We start from the raw sequence: 17,069 nt of genomic DNA, 5'->3' as shown, positions 1-17,069 counted from the left end.
TTTTTATGTGAAATCAATGTCTACAGCTTTGGTCTGACTCCCAAAGTGTGACAGATCGCATAGCTCATTTCCGCTCGGTTCAGCGTATAAAAGTGGAAATCCTTCACGCCTTCCCGGCTCAGGATTTTCACCATATCCATGGCGATATTCGCGCCCACCAGCTGGCGGGTTTCGGCATCGTTATCCAGGCCTTCAAACATTTGCGCCATCCACGATGGAATACGTACGTTAGTCATGTCAGCAAATTTCTTCGCCTGCCGGAAGTTCGAGACCGGCAGAATGCCTGGAATAATCTCTACATCAATGCCTGTCGCCGCACAGCGATCGCGGAAACGAAGATAGCTTTCAACATCGAAGAAGAATTGAGTAATCGCGCGGTTAGCACCGGCTTCAATTTTACGGCGCAGGCTGAGTAAATCCGCCTGGGCACTTTTGGCTTCAGGATGGACTTCCGGATAGGCCGCAACGGAAATATCGAAGTCGCCTACTTCCTTAAGCAGCCCCACCAGGTCCGAAGCATACATATCTGGCTTACCGCTGCCAGGCGGCAAATCGCCACGTAGCGCAACAATATGGCGGATACCGTTGTTCCAGTAGTCCTGCGCAATCGCGCGCAGTTCATCACGCGTGGCATCGACGCAGGTCAGATGCGGTGCAGCTTCAAGACCGGTGCGCTCTTTGATGCCTTTGATAATCCCGTGGGTACGGTCACGCTCGCCGGAGTTTGCCCCATAGGTAACGGAAACAAACGTTGGCTTCAGGATGCTTAGTCTGTCGATAGACTTCCACAGGGTTTGTTCCATTTCACTGCTGCGAGGCGGGAAAAACTCAAAGGAAACATGAATATGCCCGGCCACTTCGGCCAGACTCTGGTTCAGCGCTTCCCGCTGATTCGCGTGAAAAAAGCTCATACCCTTACCTCATCAATCGCATCGTTTTCGTATGGTGGCGTTTTATTGCTATCCAGACGTTTAGACGTCCAGATAGAAAGATGACCGAAAAGGCGAGAACCGTCAATGAAAATGTCACCACAAAATGTGGAGGAATTCTCACATAAGATGAATTTTTTTCAGGAGGAGCGGAGAAAGGAAAAGGCAGGAAAGCGCACCCTCTTGCAAAGCAAGAGAGTGCGGGGAAAAACTACAGCAGTTGCGCCAGGCGGTTCAGATCGGACTGGATGGCCCCGGCGGTAACATCGCGCCCGGCGCCAGGTCCACGGATCACCAGCGGGTTATCACGGTACCAGCGGCTTTCTATCGCGAAGACATTGTCACACGGTAGCAAAGCGGCAAGCGGATGCTCTGCCCGCACGGCTTCAACCCCCACGCGCGCCTTGCCGTTCGCATCAAACCGGGCCACATAACGCAGCACCAGCCCCATCTCCTGCGCAGCCTCAAGCCGCTGCAGCATTTGCTCGTTCAGCTCATCACCGTTTTCAAAGAAATGGTCAATGGAGCCGCCTTCACAGCCTGCAGGCACAAGAGATTCCACGCGAACCTGATCCGGCTCGATGTCATATCCCGCTTCACGGGCCAGGATCACCAGCTTACGCATGACGTCTTTTCCCGACAGATCCACGCGTGGATCCGGCTCGGTCAGCCCCTGTTGCCAGGCCTGATCAACCAGTTCAGTAAACGGTACGGTACCGTCGAACTGCAGGAACAACCACGAAAGCGTCCCCGAGAAAATACCGCTGATAGCCAGAATAGCATCACCGCTGTCGCGCAGGTCGCGAACCGTATGGTTAACCGGCAGCCCTGCGCCCACCGTGGCGTTATACAGCCAGTGTCGGCCCGTTTTCTCAAATGCATCACGAATCTGGCGATACTTCTGGCCGTTCCCCGCGCCGGCAAGCTTGTTGGCGCTGATCACATGGAAGCCATGGCTGGCGAAATCCAGGTATTGATCGGCAAGCTGCTCGCTGGCGGTCACGTCCAGTACCACTAAATCATCATACGGATGAGCCCGCATCCACAGGAACAGCGACTCCTCGTCCTGCTGCACGGCCTCATCATTGAAGAAGGCCAGCGCCCGACTGGCATCCAGACCTTCGTAATTCAGCAAGCTACGGCTGCTGTCCACCACGCCAGCCAACACAAATTCAAACCCGGTACGGGCGGAGAGAATTTCCTGTTCGCGGGCAAACAGCTCAAGCCAGCGGGAGCCTATGTTGCCTTTGCCGAACAGCATCAAACCAATACGTTTCTCTGCACGAAACAGCGACTTGTGTAGCCCCTGAATCAGGCTTTCCGTTGGGCCTACGCGCAGGACGGCCACCAGGCTAATGCCGTCCTCCGACTGCCAGATAAACTCCACGGGATGATCTTTCAACTGCTGCCAGAAGCGGTGGCTATGCAGCGGGTTGCGGCAAACGCCGGCCCCGACCATTGCCACCAGCGCCAGGCCTTCACGCAGACGAAGCTCGCCCTGCAAACTGGCATTCTGGAGAAGCTGCAGCACGCTGTTGGCGACTTCCGAGGTGTAGCAAAGCTGCAGCAAATTGCGATCGGGGTGCACGCCAATCGACAGCGGACGCACCTGGCCGCGCTTGAGGATCAGATCCAGCTCTTTTTGCGCCAGCTTGAAATCCTGATGCGACGGCACCTGATACTCGATCAGGCAAACATCGTCGTGACTGGTCACAATCCGGGCACCCGTGCCGGACGCCAGAACGCGCTCAATACGGGTCGAACCTTGCTCTGGCGAATAGCTGCAGCGCAGTTGCAGGTCGATATCGCTGCCGGATACGGGCTGTAATGTACGCGCGTGCAGTACCGGCGCGGCAAGACGAGCCAGCTCGCTGGCTTCATCCAGACGTAGCAGAGGCAACAGGCAGGCATCTTTCACTTTTCGCGGATCTGCGCTGTAAACTCCGGCCACGTCGCTCCAGATAGTGACGCGAGAAACGCCAGCCAGCGCACCAATCTGCGTCGCTGAATAGTCAGAACCGTTACGCCCCAGCAGAACAGTTTCACCCGCTTCATTGCTGCAGATAAAACCGGTCACAACCAGGCGTTTATTCGGGTGTTGGGCAAGCAAGTTTTGCAGCAGCGGCCAGGAACGGCCTTCGTCAACCTGTGGCTGAGCCGCACGTTCAGCGCGCATAAAATCACGGGCGTCCAGCCAGGCGGCTTCAACGCCCTGCTGATTCAGCACCGCGGCCATCAAACGCGCCGACCAGACTTCCCCATGGCCAACAACCTCTGCATAAACGGCATCGGTCATTTTGCCGTCAAGCAGAACTGCAAGGCGCTCAAGGTCATGGATAAACCCGGCAATCAGGCCATCGGCCACTTCTGGCGGAAGCAGGCCGCTAATAAGATCGCTCTGATAGCGGCGCAGCGTTTGCTGCACCTGATGCGCGGAGAGCCTGTCGCTCTGGCTCAGCTTGAGCCAGTTAATCAACTGGTTAGTGGTACTCCCGGCGGCCGAAACCACCATCATGTCACCCGGTCTGGAATATTCGGTCATGATACCCGCCACGCGCAGGTAACATTTCACATCGGCAAGACTGCTGCCCCCAAACTTGTGCAGTTGACGAACCGGCGTCCCTGCTGGTGCTGAAACACTCATGCTTACCCCTCGGCAGCGACCCGGAAGGCATTTTCCAGATCGGCAATTAAATCTTCACTATCTTCTATACCTGTTGAAACGCGTAGCAGCGTCTCAGAAATGCCGGCGGCGGCTCGCGCCTCCGGCGCCATGCCCGCATGGGTCATGGTTGCGGCGTGAGAAATCAAGCTTTCCACGCCCCCCAGCGATTCCGCCAGGGTAAACAGCGACAGCGCCCCCAGGAAACGACGCAGCGTTTGTTCGTCACCGTCCAGCTCAAAGCTCAGCATCGCGCCAAACCCTTTTTGCTGACGGGCGGCAATCTCGTGGCCCTGGTTTTCCGGCAGTGAAGGATGATACAGCTTTTTCACCAGCGGTTGCTGCTTGAGAAACTCAACAATTGCCTGAGCATTACGCTGAGCCACTTCCATACGTGGCGACAGGGTGCGCAGGCCGCGCAACAGCAGGTAGCTGTCAAATGCGCTGCCGGTCACGCCAATGTTATTCGCCCACCATGCCAGTTCGGTGACCGTGGCCGGATCTTTTGCAATAACCACGCCAGCAACTACATCCGAATGACCGTTGAGATACTTGGTGCAAGAGTGCAGAACCAGATCGGCCCCAAGCGCCAGCGGGTTTTGCAGTGCCGGGCTCAGGAAGGTGTTATCCACCACGCTGATTGCGCCCACTTCACGCGCTGCGGCACAGATTTTCGCAATATCCACGACGCGCAACAATGGATTACTTGGACTTTCTACCAGCACCAGTTTTGGTTTTTCCGCCAGCGCAGAGTTTAAAGCTTCTTCATCGTTCTGATCGACGAATAAAACGCGATAGGCCCCACGCTTTGCAAGACTATCGAACAGGCGATAGCTGCCCCCATAACAGTCGTGAGGCGCCACCAGCAGGTCGCCAGGTTTCAGAAATACGGTGGTGACCAGATGAATGGCCGACATGCCGGTATTGGTCATTACTGCCCCAGCCCCGCCTTCCAGCTCTGCTAACGCCCGCTGTACTACGTCGCGCGTTGGGTTACCCCGGCGTGAATAGTCATGGGCACGCGGTTCATTAAAGCCGGTAAAGTTATAGGTGCTGGACAGGTGAATAGGTGGAACGACGCAGCCGTATTGCTCGTCATCATTCAAACCGCTACGAACTGCGATGGTTGCCTGTTTACGCGTCATGGTGTGCCCGATCCTTGCTGGTCGAATAAAAGTCAGGCCTCAGAGTAAACAACCGCAGTATAGACGTCAATACATCTGGACATCTAAACCTCTTTGCGTATAGATTGAGCAAAAGGCAAATAGCCGTTAAAATTATGCGTTTTAGAGTGTATATGTCTGAGTTTCGCACTCAGGAAAGGGTTATCCTGTGTTGTACACTAAAAGAGATAATCGTCAACGCCGCGGATTTACCCGGCTTTGGCACGTTTTCATAGATTAAGAGGATTAAGGTATCTCATGGCTGAATGGAGCGGCGAATATATCAGCCCCTACGCTGAGCACGGTAAGAAGAGTGAACAAGTAAAGAAAATTACGGTTTCCATTCCTCTGAAAGTGTTGAAGATCCTCACCGACGAGCGCACGCGTCGCCAGGTGAATAACCTGCGTCATGCGACCAACAGTGAATTGCTGTGTGAAGCTTTTCTACACGCCTTCACCGGCCAGCCGCTGCCGAACGATGCTGACCTGCGTAAAGAGCGCAGCGATGAAATCCCGGAAGATGCTAAGGTCATCATGCGTGAACTGGGGATCGATCCGGATACGTGGGAATATTAAGACCTGGAGTTAAGGCGTCTGCGGGCGCCTTTTCTTATTGCTTTACCGGATAACAGACACAAAAAAGGCGCCTTCAGGCGCCTTTCTCTTTCCAGAGTGCGAAACTTATTTCTTCGCGCCTGGTACGCTGAAGCGCTTGTTGAAGCGATCAACACGGCCGCCGGTAGCAACATCACGCTGTTTACCAGTGTAGAACGGGTGGCACTGACCACATACGTCCAGGTTCAGATCGTGACCTACGGTGGAGCGGATCTTGATAACATTACCGCAAGAGCAGTTTGCAGTAATTTCTTCGTATTTAGGATGGATATCTTTTTTCATGGTAAACCTCGGTAAAGGCCGCGTCGCTCTTCCAGCCCTAACGCCAGACACCACGCGATGTTAATAAATTAGGTTTTTTGATACCAAAACTGCGCATCAAAGGCGGCGAATCATACAGAAATTGCTCACCCGGTGCAAACTGATCCGCAATTTTGCAAGCGCACAGTGTACACTAATACGTCATTTTTTTCAGCCTGGATGCTTTCATGCCCGTAGCCCACGTTGCACTGCCGGTTCCGCTGGCCCGTACCTTCGACTATCTGCTGCCAGAAGGCGTGCAGGTTGGCGCAGGCTGCCGCGTACAGGTGCCGTTTGGCAAGCAACGCGAAGCTGTCGGTATCGTCATGTCGGTCAGCCAGTCGAGCGATCTGCCGCTGGAAAAACTCAAACCCGTTGGCGAAGTGCTCGATGGCCGCTCGCTCTTCACGCCGTCACTCTGGCGCGTGCTGCTGTGGGCCGCGGAGTATTATCATCACCCGATTGGCGAAGTGCTCTTTCACGCTCTGCCTATTCTTCTGCGTCAGGGAAAACCCGCACATCACGCTCCGCTCTGGTACTGGTTTGCTACAGAAGAAGGCAAAGCCGTTGATCTGAACAGCCTCAAACGCGCGCCTAAGCAGCAGCAGGCACTGGCGGCGCTGCGGCACAATATTGTCTGGCGGCATCAAATCGGCGAGCTGGAAATCAGTGAACCGGGGCTGCAGGCGCTGAGAACAAAAGGCCTGTGTGATTTAAAAAGCGCAGCGCCTGCGGAAGAAGACTGGCGGGCAAGCTATGCCGTTGCCGGTGAACGGCTGAGACTGAATACGGAACAGGCCACCGCCGTGGGGGCTATCCACAGCGAATCAGACCATTTCTCCGCCTGGCTGCTCGCCGGCATCACTGGCTCCGGCAAAACTGAGGTTTACCTCAGCGTACTTGAAAATGTGTTGGCGCAGGGAAAGCAGGCTTTAGTGCTGGTACCGGAAATTGGCCTGACCCCGCAAACCATCGCCCGCTTCCGGGAGCGCTTCAACGCGCCGGTTGAAGTCCTGCACTCCGGGCTGAATGACAGCGAAAGGCTCAGCGTGTGGCTAAAAGCACGCAGCGGTGAGGCAGCCATCGTCATTGGTACCCGTTCCTCGCTGTTTACGCCGTTCTGCCGTCTCGGCGTCATCGTCATTGATGAGGAGCATGACAGCTCCTATAAACAGCAAGAAGGCTGGCGCTATCACGCTCGCGATTTAGCCGTTTACCGGGCACATGCTGAAAACATTCCGATCATTCTCGGCTCGGCAACGCCAGCATTAGAAACCCTGCACAATGTTCAGGTGGGAAAATATCGCCAGCTACGCCTGACTAAACGTGCCGGAAACGCACGCCCGGCTCACCAGCAGGTTGTCGACCTGAAAGGGCAGCAGCTCAAAGCAGGTTTAGCCCCTGCGCTTATCAAAAAGATCGGCGAGCATCTTGCCGCGGATAACCAGGTGATCCTTTTCCTTAACCGCCGCGGCTTCGCCCCTGCCCTGCTCTGCCACGAATGCGGCTGGATTGCGGAATGCGCTCGGTGCGATCATTACTACACCCTGCACCAGGGCCAGCGCCACCTGCGTTGCCACCATTGCGACAGTCAGCGCGCTATCCCGCAGCAGTGCCCGCAGTGCGGCTCCACGCATCTGGTTCCGGTGGGAATGGGCACCGAACAGCTTGAACACAGCCTTGAGCCTTTGTTCCCGAACGTACCGATTTCCCGCATCGACCGCGATACCACCAGCCGTAAAGGCGCCCTGGAACAACAGCTGGCCGAGGTTCATCGGGGTGGAGCAAGGATCCTTATTGGTACACAAATGCTGGCTAAAGGGCACCACTTTCCGGACGTTACGCTGGTGGCCTTGCTCGACGTAGACGGCGCGCTTTTCTCCGCAGATTTCCGTGCCGCCGAGCGTTTTGCCCAGCTCTACGTCCAGGTGTCTGGCCGGGCGGGGCGAGCCGGTAAGCAAGGAGAAGTCCTGCTGCAAACGCACCATCCTGAACACCCTTTGCTGCAAACGCTGCTGACCAAAGGCTACGATGCGTTTTCCAGCCAGGCATTGAGCGAGCGCCAGACGGTATTTTTGCCGCCGTACACCAGCCATGTATTGATTCGGGCCGAAGACCAGAACAACCACCAGGCTCCGCTATTCTTGCAGCAGCTGCGTAATCTGCTGGAAGCCAGCCCGCTGCGCGATGAGCAGCTCTGGATCATGGGGCCAGTTCCTTCGCTGCAACCAAAACGCGGCGGCCGTTTTCGCTGGCAAATCTTGCTGCAGCACCCGTCTCGCGGGCGCCTGCAAAAGCTGGTCAGCCACTCACTTACGCTGATCAACACCCTCCCCGAAGCCCGGAAGGTGAAATGGATGCTGGATGTCGACCCTATCGACGGGTAGCACAATAGGGCTGGTTATGCGAAGCCGATCGAAAAATCTAATACTCATCACATTTCTTGTGAAAAATTTGTAACCGCTTACAGCCAACTTCTGCTAAGAATGTGATGACTGTCAGACACACAGGAGTGTTGACGATAGCGGCGTGCATGTGAGGAGAAGAAGTGAAGCCGAAGAAACCGGTGGTGAATGCCACCATGAAAGATGTCGCCGTGCAGGCAAAAGTGTCCACTGCAACGGTATCCCGCGCCTTAATGAACCCGGACAAAGTTTCACAAAGTACCCGTAATCGCGTGGAACAGGCGGCGATTGAAGTGGGGTATTTGCCTCATTCTCTGGGGCGTAACATCAAACGCAGCGAATCACGCACTATTCTGGTCATCGTGCCGGATATCTGCGATCCGTTTTTCAGCGAAATCATTCGCGGGATTGAAGTCACTGCAGCTTCGCACGGCTATCTCGTGCTGATTGGCGATTGTGCCCACCAAAATCAGCAGGAAAAAACCTTCATCGACCTGATCATCACCAAACAAATTGATGGCATGCTGCTTCTGGGCTCACGCCTGCCGTTTGACGCCAGCAAAGAAGAGCAACGCAACCTGCCGCCGATGGTCATGGCCAATGAATTTGCTCCTGAACTGGAGCTGCCCACGGTGCATATCGACAATCTGACCGCCGCCTTTAACGCCGTTTACTATTTGCAAGAGTTGGGGCATCAGCGCATCGCCTGTATTGCCGGGCCTGAAGAAATGCCGCTTTGCCATTATCGCTTACAAGGATATGTTCAGGCGCTTCGCCGCAACGGCATCGTCGTCGATCCTCACTATATTGCGCGCGGTGATTTTACCTATGAAGCAGGGGCCGCAGCGCTGGCACAGCTTATTGCTCTGCCCGAACCCCCAACCGCCGTTTTCTGCCATAGCGACGTGATGGCGCTAGGGGCGCTGTCTCAGGCCAAACGCAGTGGGCTGAAAGTCCCGGAAGATTTATCGATTATGGGTTTCGACGACATTGCCCTGTCGCAGTTCTGTGACCCGCCCCTCACCACCGTTGCACAACCCCGTTTCGATATTGGTAAGGAAGCTATGCTGCTATTGCTGGACAACATGAACGGCCAAAACGTTAACAGCGGCTCACGCTTGCTGGACTGCGATCTTATTGAGCGAGGCAGCACTGCCGCGCCCGGCAGCAGAAATTGAGCCGTTTTAAGACTGCATAAACTGGTCAAAGCCCCGCCCCTTAAGTAACATGGCGGACTGATAAACGAATAAAGACAGCGAAACGATAGTGGCACAACGAGATTATGTAAGCCGCGGGCAATCGGCAGGGACGCGGCGCAAAAAAAGTACACCCCGCAAAAAGCAACGTAGTCTGCCCTCCGTCTCTCCGACGATGGTTGCCATTGCGGCCGCAGTCGTGGTGGCCTTTGTCGGTGCTCTTTACTTTATTACTCACCATAAGAAAGAAGAGATTGACGTGCTTCCTGGCCACAAAGTGACCGGCAATGGCCTGCCGCCAAAACCGGAAGAACGCTGGCGTTACATTAAAGAACTGGAGAACCGCCAGCCGGGCGTGCGCGCGCCTACCGAACCTACCGCCGGCGGCGAAGTCATGAACCAGAGCCAGCTAACCAACGAACAGCGCCAGCTGCTGGAGCAAATGCAGGCGGATATGCGTCAGCAGCCAACGCAGCTGAACGAAGTCCCGTGGAATGAGCAAACCCCTGCCCAGCGCCAGCAAACGCTGCAGCGCCAGAAACAGATTGTGCAGCAAACCCAGCCTGTGCAACAGCAGCAGTGGAACACGCAAACGCAGCAGCCCCGCGTTCAGCAGCGTGTAGCGGAACAGCCATACCAGCAGCCGCGTAACACGCAGCAAACCACGCAGCCTTATCAGCAGCCAAAAACTGTGCAGCAGCAGCCGCCGAAAACGTCAACGGCAACTAATCAGCAGCCATATCAGGATCTGCTGCAAACGCCGCCGCACAGCCAGCAAAAAGCGACACAGCAAACCAAGCCGGTTCAGCGTGAAGCTCAGCCTGCACCAATTACCCGTGAGCCGGAAGTGGCGAAACAAGCTCCTGCTGCTCAGGAGAAAAAAGACGAAAAACGCTGGATGGTGCAGTGTGGTTCGTTTAAAGGCAGCGAGCAGGCGGAAACCGTTCGTGCTCAGCTGGCATTTGAAGGCTTTGACTCCCGCATTACCACCAATAACGGCTGGAACCGCGTCGTTATTGGGCCAATCAAAGGTAAAGACAACGCCGATGGCACTATCAATCGGCTGAAGATGGCTGGACATACCAGCTGTATTCGTCTTGCCGCCGGGGGTTGAAACCCCAAAATTGCCCCCCATTTATAATGGCATTAGGCCCTGCGCACCGCGCAGGGCTCCTGTTTAGCTGATGCAAAAGGGGTCCGATCGTGACAACAATAGTAAGTGTACGTCGTAACGGCCATGTGGTTATTGCCGGCGATGGCCAGGCCACGCTGGGTAATACCGTCATGAAAGGTAACGTAAAAAAAGTACGTCGCCTGTACAACGATAAAGTCATCGCGGGTTTTGCCGGCGGTACTGCGGATGCCTTCACGCTGTTCGAATTGTTTGAGCGCAAACTGGAAATGCATCAAGGCCACCTGGTTAAAGCCGCCGTTGAGCTGGCGAAAGACTGGCGTACCGACCGCATGCTGCGCAAGCTTGAAGCGCTGCTGGCCGTTGCCGATGAAAATGCTTCGCTTATCATCACTGGCAACGGGGACGTCATTCAGCCTGAAAACGATCTGATTGCCATTGGCTCCGGTGGCCCATACGCCCAGGCCGCAGCCCGTGCCCTTTTGGAAAACACCGAAATGGGTGCGCGCGATATCGCTGTGAAAGCGTTGGATATTGCAGGTGATATCTGCGTCTATACCAACCACTTCCATACCATCGAAGAATTACCGTCTAAAGCGTAAGGATCTCCCATGTCTGAAATGACCCCACGCGAAATTGTCAGCGAGCTGAATAAACACATTATCGGCCAGGACAACGCTAAGCGCTCCGTCGCTATCGCCTTACGTAACCGCTGGCGCCGTATGCAGCTTGATGAAGAGCTGCGCCATGAAGTTACCCCGAAAAACATTCTGATGATCGGCCCGACCGGCGTGGGTAAAACCGAAATTGCCCGCCGCCTGGCAAAATTGGCCAACGCGCCGTTCATCAAAGTTGAAGCAACCAAATTCACCGAAGTCGGCTATGTGGGTAAAGAAGTGGATTCCATTATCCGCGATCTGACCGATGCCGCGGTAAAAATGGTGCGTATGCAATCTATCGAGAAGAATCGCTACCGTGCTGAAGAAATGGCCGAAGAGCGTATTCTCGACGTGCTGATCCCGCCGGCGAAGAACAACTGGGGCCAGGCGGAAGCCCAGCAGGAACCTTCTGCTGCTCGCCAGTCGTTCCGCAAGAAACTGCGTGAAGGCCAGCTGGATGATAAAGAGATCGAAATCGACCTCGCTGCTGCACCGATGGGCGTAGAAATCATGGCACCTCCCGGCATGGAAGAGATGACCAGCCAGCTACAGTCCATGTTCCAGAACCTGGGCGGCCAGAAGCAGAAGCCACGCAAGCTGAAAATCAAAGATGCGATGAAGCTGCTGGTGGAAGAAGAAGCGGCGAAGCTGGTGAACCCGGAAGAGCTGAAGCAGGACGCCATCGACGCGGTTGAGCAGCACGGGATCGTGTTTATCGACGAAATCGACAAAATTTGTAAGCGCGGCGGCAACAGCTCCGGCCCGGATGTGTCCCGCGAAGGCGTACAGCGTGACCTGCTGCCGCTGGTAGAAGGCTGCACCGTATCTACCAAGCACGGCATGGTAAAAACTGACCACATCCTGTTTATCGCTTCCGGCGCATTCCAGGTTGCCAGCCCGTCAGACCTTATCCCTGAGCTGCAGGGGCGTTTACCTATCCGCGTTGAGCTGCAGGCGCTGACCGTGGACGATTTCGAGCGTATCCTGACCGAACCTAACGCCTCCGTGACCGTACAGTACAAAGCGCTGATGGCAACCGAAGGCGTAAACATCGACTTTACCGAGGACGGTATTCGCCGTATTGCCCAGGCTGCCTGGCAGGTGAACGAATCTACCGAAAACATCGGGGCGCGTCGCCTTCACACCGTGCTTGAGCGCCTGATGGAAGATATTTCCTATGACGCCAGCGAGTTAGATGGCCAGTCCATCCTGATCGATGCCGAATACGTCGGTAAACATCTGGATGAGCTGGTTGCAGATGAAGACCTTAGCCGTTTTATCCTATAATCCGGCTAACGCATTTTCTTCATTTGAAATGGAGGGCTTATGCCCTCCATTTTTTTATCTAAACTGGCAACCAAATAATGAGCGATTCGCAACCTACAAGTGTCACCCAGGCCTGGCTGGAAAGCCTTCGCCCACGCACGCTACCTCTGGCGTTTGCTTCAATCGTCTGCGGTTCGGCCCTGACTTACTGGCAAGGTGTCTTTGACCCGGCTGTGGCGCTGCTGGCGCTGCTGACCGCCGGACTTTTGCAGATCCTGTCTAACCTCGCCAATGACTATGGCGACGCGGTCAAAGGCAGCGACAAAGAAGACCGTCTCGGGCCACTGCGCGGGATGCAAAAAGGAATGATTACTCAGGCGCAGATGAAACGTGCGCTGGTCATCACCGTCATCCTCATTTGTTTGTCGGGTCTGTCGCTGGTCGCCCTTGCCTGCCATACCTTCTCCGATTTCATGGGCTTCTTGCTACTTGGCCTGCTGTCTATCGTCGCCGCCATTACCTACACCGTCGGCACCCGTCCTTATGGCTACATGGGGCTGGGAGATATCTCAGTGCTGGTGTTCTTCGGCTGGATTAGCGTGGCGGGCACCTGGTATCTGCAGGCTAATTCGCTGTCAGCGCTGGTGATTCTTCCGGCCACGGCCTGTGGGTTACTCGCTACTGCGGTGCTAAATATCAATAACCTGCGTGATATAGATAGCGATCGTGAGAACGGTAAAAATACGCTTGCCGTGCGCCTGGGTCCGACTGTTGCACGCCGCTATCATGCCGCTCTGCTCATCGGGGCTTTGGTCTGCCTCGCGCTGTTTAACCTTATCTGGCTCAAGAGCCTGTGGGGATGGCTGTTTGTTCTGGCCGCGCCGCTGCTGCTCAAGCAAGTTGCCTACGTCATGCGAGAACAGGATCCCGTGGCAATGCGCCCGATGCTGGAACGTACCGTCAAAGCCGCGTTGCTGACGAACCTGCTGTTTGCTCTGGGCGTCGTCCTCAGTACCGTCGCCTGAGGACTGACAAATATCAATTAACAATTGATGATTTTGCCAACAGTTAACAGAACGAGATATACTGACAACTCCTGCAGCAAATGAACCTTAATCCTATGAAATACGATACTTCTGAGCTTTGTGACATCTACCAGGAAGAGGTCAACGTCGTTGAGCCGTTGTTCTCTAACTTTGGTGGCCGCTCGTCATTTGGTGGGCAAATCATCACGGTGAAATGTTTCGAGGACAACGGGTTGCTGTACGATCTGCTCGAAGAGAATGGCCGTGGGCGAGTCCTGCTGGTAGACGGCGGTGGTTCAGTACGCCGCGCGCTGATTGATGCGGAACTGGCTCGTCTGGCGCTGCAAAACGAGTGGGAAGGCATTGTGGTTTACGGCGCGGTGCGCCAGGTGGACGATCTGGAAGAGCTGGATATTGGCATCCAGGCGATTGCAGCCATCCCGGCTGGCTCCGCGGGAGAAGGCATCGGCGAAAGCGATGTGCGCGTCAATTTTGGTGGCGTGACCTTCTTCTCAGGCGACCATCTGTATGCCGATAACACCGGAATCATTCTCTCCGAAGATCCGCTGGATATTGAGTAATCCGGTCGATGAATAGCAAAACGGGCGCCTGAGGCGCCCGTTCTTTTTTGTCGGAAGCAAGAATTACACTTCTTCCATTTTGCCCAGCAGCGCGTGTAAACGCTCCTGCCAGACATGCTGTTGTTCTTTCAGGCTGCTGTTTTCACGCACCAGCTCTTCATGATTGCTTTGTGCCTGCTGAACTTCCTGAGCCAGACCGTTATTTTTCTCTTTCAGCTCTTCGATTTCCATCTGTAACAACGTAATCGTGTCAACCGCCTGCTGAACTTTTGCTTCCAGTTTCTCAAACACTTCAAATGACATTTCGAACTCTCCTGAATGGCAAGGCGTTGATGGATGGCTATCCTCGTCCCGATTCTTCGGCGACGCCTTTATGAACGTATGCACAACACGTAGCGTAACTCGATTGTAAGTAGCCCGGATGCCCGTGTCCAGCGGCTTACCGCGCTCTTTGCGTAACATGACGTTTTTCAGCCTATGCTGAAAGCCGGGGTTCATGGTCGATTCGAATTGTTAAAAAACACGTTAACAAAACGCGTAATTCCCCCCTTCTTTCCCATGAGGCACCGCTCATTTTTTAGCGCGAAAACGCTCATTTTCTTGACGTACCACGCACATTTTAAGTTCGATATTTCTCGTTTGTGCTCGTTAACGATAAATTAACACCATGCCTACTTGGCATAAAGGTGACAAGGATGCTCGACAACAATAATCATCAATTTGCCTTCAGGACCCCACTATGAGTCAGACCGCTACAACAACCTTAAAAGGCCAGTGCATCGCCGAATTCATGGGTACCGCGTTGTTGATCTTCTTCGGTGTGGGATGTGTTGCTGCATTGAAAGTGGCCGGTGCCACCTTCGGGCAGTGGGAAATCAGCATCATCTGGGGCTTAGGGGTGGCAATGGCCATCTATATGACCGCAGGGGTTTCCGGCGCACATCTTAATCCGGCAGTAACGATCGCACTCTGGCTGTTCGCTTGTTTTGACGGACGCAAAGTCGTGCCGTTTATTATTTCACAGTTCCTCGGCGCATTCAGCGCCGCCGCGTTGGTTTATGGCTTATATTACAATCTGTTCCTCGACTACGAACAAACGCATCATATGGTGCGCGGCAGCGTAGAAAGTTTAGATTTGGCTGGCATCTTCTCCACCTATCCGAACCCTCACATTAACTTCGTCCAGGCATTCGCCGTAGAAATGGTGATCACTGCCATTCTGATGGGTGTGATTCTGGCGCTGACCGACGATGGCAATGGCGTGCCGCGTGGACCGCTGGCTCCGCTGCTGATTGGCCTGCTGATCGCGGTTATCGGCGCATCCATGGGTCCACTGACCGGGTTTGCGATGAACCCAGCGCGTGACCTTGGGCCGAAGACCTTTGCGTGGCTGGCTGGCTGGGGCGACGTCGCCTTCACCGGTGGGAAAGATATTCCTTACTTCCTGGTGCCGCTGTTTGCGCCTATTCTCGGCGCTTCCCTTGGCGCATTCGGCTACCGTAAATTGATTGGTCGCCACCTGCCATGCGACGTCTGCGTTGTCGAAGAAGACAAGCCAGACAGCAAGGTGACCTCTCAGCAAAAAGCACTGTAATACTGACTTCAGGACTTGATTATGACTACAGAAAAAAAGTACATCGTCGCTCTCGACCAGGGAACAACCAGTTCGCGTGCCGTCGTCCTGGATCATGACGCCAACATCATTAGCGTTGCACAGCGTGAGTTTGAGCAAATCTATCCTAAGCCAGGCTGGGTAGAGCATGACCCAATGGAAATTTGGGCCACTCAAAGCTCCACGCTGGTCGAAGTGCTGGCGAAAGCCGACATCAACTCCGACGAAATCGCAGCTATCGGCATCACCAACCAGCGTGAAACCACGGTGGTCTGGGAGCGTGAAACCGGTAAGCCAATTTACAACGCTATCGTCTGGCAGTGCCGCCGTACCGCTGATATCTGTGAAGAATTGAAGCGTAACGGCATGGAAGAGTACGTGCGTCACAACACCGGCCTGGTGGTAGACCCGTATTTCTCCGGTACCAAGGTGAAGTGGATCCTCGACCACGTCGAAGGCTCGCGCGAGCGTGCTCGCCGCGGTGAACTGCTGTTCGGTACCGTCGATACCTGGCTCATCTGGAAGATGACTCAGGGGCGTGTACACGTCACCGATTATACCAACGCCTCTCGTACCATGCTGTTTAACATCCACGAGCTGGACTGGGATGACCGCATGCTGGAAGCGCTGGACATTCCTCGCGCTATGCTGCCGGAAGTACGCAAGTCTTCCGAAGTCTATGGCCAGACCAACATCGGCGGTAAGGGCGGCACGCGTATTCCTATTGCCGGGATCGCGGGTGACCAGCAGGCCGCGCTGTTTGGCCAGCTGTGCGTGAAAGAAGGGATGGCGAAGAACACCTACGGAACCGGCTGCTTTATGCTGATGAACACCGGTGAGAAAGCCGTTGCGTCTACCAATGGTCTGCTGACGACCATCGCCTGCGGCCCGAAAGGTGAAGTGAACTACGCGCTGGAAGGCGCCGTATTCATGGCGGGGGCATCCATTCAGTGGCTGCGTGACGAAATGAAGCTGATTGGCGATGCGTTCGACTCCGAGTACTTCGCCAACAAGGTGAAGGATACTAACGGCGTGTACGTTGTGCCTGCGTTCACCGGCCTCGGCGCACCTTATTGGGACCCGTATGCACGCGGGGCTATTTTCGGCCTGACCCGCGGCGTGAACGCTAACCACATCATTCGCGCCACGCTGGAATCAATCGCCTACCAGACCCGTGACGTGCTGGAAGCAATGCAGGCAGACTCCGGTATTCGTCTGCACGCGCTGCGCGTGGACGGCGGTGCGGTAGCCAATAACTTCCTGATGCAGTTCCAGTCCGACATTCTGGGTACCCGCGTTGAGCGTCCTGAAGTGCGCGAAGTCACCGCGCTGGGTGCCGCTTACCTGGCCGGTCTGGCCGTGGGCTTCTGGCAGAACCTCGATGAGCTGCAGGAGAAATCCGTCATCGAGAAAGAGTTCCGTCCCGGCATTGAAACCACCGAGCGTAACTACCGCTACGCCGGCTGGCAGAAGGCGGTTAAACGCGCCCTTGCCTGGGAAGATCACGAAGAGAAGTAATCCTAC

The 17,069-nt window shown here is 55.1% G+C and carries 15 protein-coding genes; 10 read left to right on the top strand and 5 right to left on the bottom strand.

The genetic code is table 11. The annotated features are described in order from the left end of the window. Positions 1-20 precede the first annotated feature (20 nt). The 3 genes from metF to metB all read right to left on the bottom strand — a co-directional run bounded on the left by metF (position 21) and on the right by metB (position 4,736). Entirely contained in the window at positions 21-911 is an 891-nt protein-coding gene (metF, locus tag F3J29_RS20950; protein ID WP_166868979.1) for a methylenetetrahydrofolate reductase, read from the bottom strand. Positions 912-1,140: 229 nt separating this feature from the next. Beyond that, positions 1,141-3,573 carry a bifunctional aspartate kinase/homoserine dehydrogenase II gene (locus tag F3J29_RS20945; RefSeq protein ID WP_039289183.1) on the bottom strand — a complete coding sequence of 811 codons (2,433 nt, stop codon included), beginning with the start codon at positions 3,571-3,573 and terminating at the stop codon, positions 1,141-1,143. Positions 3,574-3,575: 2 nt separating this feature from the next. Continuing rightward, the gene (gene metB, locus F3J29_RS20940) at positions 3,576-4,736 is read right to left on the bottom strand and encodes a cystathionine gamma-synthase (RefSeq protein WP_166868977.1); all 1,161 of its coding nucleotides are present in this window, start codon (positions 4,734-4,736) and stop codon (positions 3,576-3,578) included. 276 nt (positions 4,737-5,012) lie between these two features. Between metB and metJ the strand changes: the two genes are divergently transcribed. Beyond that, on the top strand, positions 5,013-5,330 hold the full coding sequence (gene metJ, locus F3J29_RS20935) for a met regulon transcriptional regulator MetJ (RefSeq protein WP_008457553.1): 318 nt from the start codon (positions 5,013-5,015) through the stop codon (positions 5,328-5,330). A gap of 105 nt (positions 5,331-5,435) precedes the next feature. Here metJ and rpmE read toward each other — a convergent pair whose 3' ends face one another. Further along, complete coding sequence (rpmE, locus tag F3J29_RS20930) at positions 5,436-5,651, bottom strand: 50S ribosomal protein L31 (RefSeq protein WP_008457552.1); 216 nt, start codon at positions 5,649-5,651, stop codon at positions 5,436-5,438. A gap of 206 nt (positions 5,652-5,857) precedes the next feature. Between rpmE and priA the strand changes: the two genes are divergently transcribed. From priA to rraA, 7 genes are all read left to right on the top strand, one after another. Next, on the top strand, positions 5,858-8,056 hold the full coding sequence (gene priA / locus F3J29_RS20925; RefSeq protein ID WP_166868975.1) for a primosomal protein N': 2,199 nt from the start codon (positions 5,858-5,860) through the stop codon (positions 8,054-8,056). A gap of 161 nt (positions 8,057-8,217) precedes the next feature. After that, complete coding sequence (gene cytR / locus F3J29_RS20920; RefSeq protein ID WP_166868973.1) at positions 8,218-9,252, top strand: DNA-binding transcriptional regulator CytR; 1,035 nt, start codon at positions 8,218-8,220, stop codon at positions 9,250-9,252. An 88-nt stretch (positions 9,253-9,340) separates the two neighbouring features. Next, positions 9,341-10,384, top strand: coding sequence for a cell division protein FtsN (ftsN, locus tag F3J29_RS20915; protein WP_166868972.1), 1,044 nt, complete (start codon positions 9,341-9,343; stop codon positions 10,382-10,384). A gap of 89 nt (positions 10,385-10,473) precedes the next feature. Beyond that, the gene (hslV, locus tag F3J29_RS20910) at positions 10,474-11,004 is read left to right on the top strand and encodes an ATP-dependent protease subunit HslV (RefSeq protein ID WP_166868970.1); all 531 of its coding nucleotides are present in this window, start codon (positions 10,474-10,476) and stop codon (positions 11,002-11,004) included. A 9-nt stretch (positions 11,005-11,013) separates the two neighbouring features. Further along, on the top strand, positions 11,014-12,348 hold the full coding sequence (gene hslU, locus F3J29_RS20905) for an ATP-dependent protease ATPase subunit HslU (protein WP_008457542.1): 1,335 nt from the start codon (positions 11,014-11,016) through the stop codon (positions 12,346-12,348). A gap of 77 nt (positions 12,349-12,425) precedes the next feature. After that, the gene (gene menA / locus F3J29_RS20900; protein WP_166868968.1) at positions 12,426-13,352 is read left to right on the top strand and encodes a 1,4-dihydroxy-2-naphthoate polyprenyltransferase; all 927 of its coding nucleotides are present in this window, start codon (positions 12,426-12,428) and stop codon (positions 13,350-13,352) included. A 95-nt stretch (positions 13,353-13,447) separates the two neighbouring features. Next, on the top strand, positions 13,448-13,933 hold the full coding sequence (gene rraA / locus F3J29_RS20895; protein WP_008457535.1) for a ribonuclease E activity regulator RraA: 486 nt from the start codon (positions 13,448-13,450) through the stop codon (positions 13,931-13,933). Between the two features lie 63 nt (positions 13,934-13,996). On the opposite strand, the gene zapB is transcribed toward rraA, so the two are convergent. Continuing rightward, positions 13,997-14,236 (bottom strand): septal ring assembly protein ZapB, encoded by a 240-nt coding sequence (zapB, locus tag F3J29_RS20890; RefSeq protein WP_008457532.1) that lies wholly within the window; start codon positions 14,234-14,236, stop codon positions 13,997-13,999. 436 nt (positions 14,237-14,672) lie between these two features. Here zapB and F3J29_RS20885 point away from each other — a divergent pair, with 436 nt between their 5' ends. Both F3J29_RS20885 and glpK read left to right on the top strand, forming a co-directional pair. Then, complete coding sequence (locus tag F3J29_RS20885; protein ID WP_045780930.1) at positions 14,673-15,527, top strand: MIP/aquaporin family protein; 855 nt, start codon at positions 14,673-14,675, stop codon at positions 15,525-15,527. Between the two features lie 21 nt (positions 15,528-15,548). After that, on the top strand, positions 15,549-17,063 hold the full coding sequence (glpK, locus tag F3J29_RS20880) for a glycerol kinase GlpK (RefSeq protein ID WP_166868966.1): 1,515 nt from the start codon (positions 15,549-15,551) through the stop codon (positions 17,061-17,063). Positions 17,064-17,069: the final 6 nt, after the last annotated feature.

The sequence above is a fragment of the Enterobacter sp. Cy-643 genome (assembly GCF_011752815.1).
GTDB lineage: Bacteria > Pseudomonadota > Gammaproteobacteria > Enterobacterales > Enterobacteriaceae > Cedecea.
The sequence above is the reverse complement of the archived record's forward strand: the minus strand, read 5'-3'. Positions and strand labels throughout refer to the sequence as shown.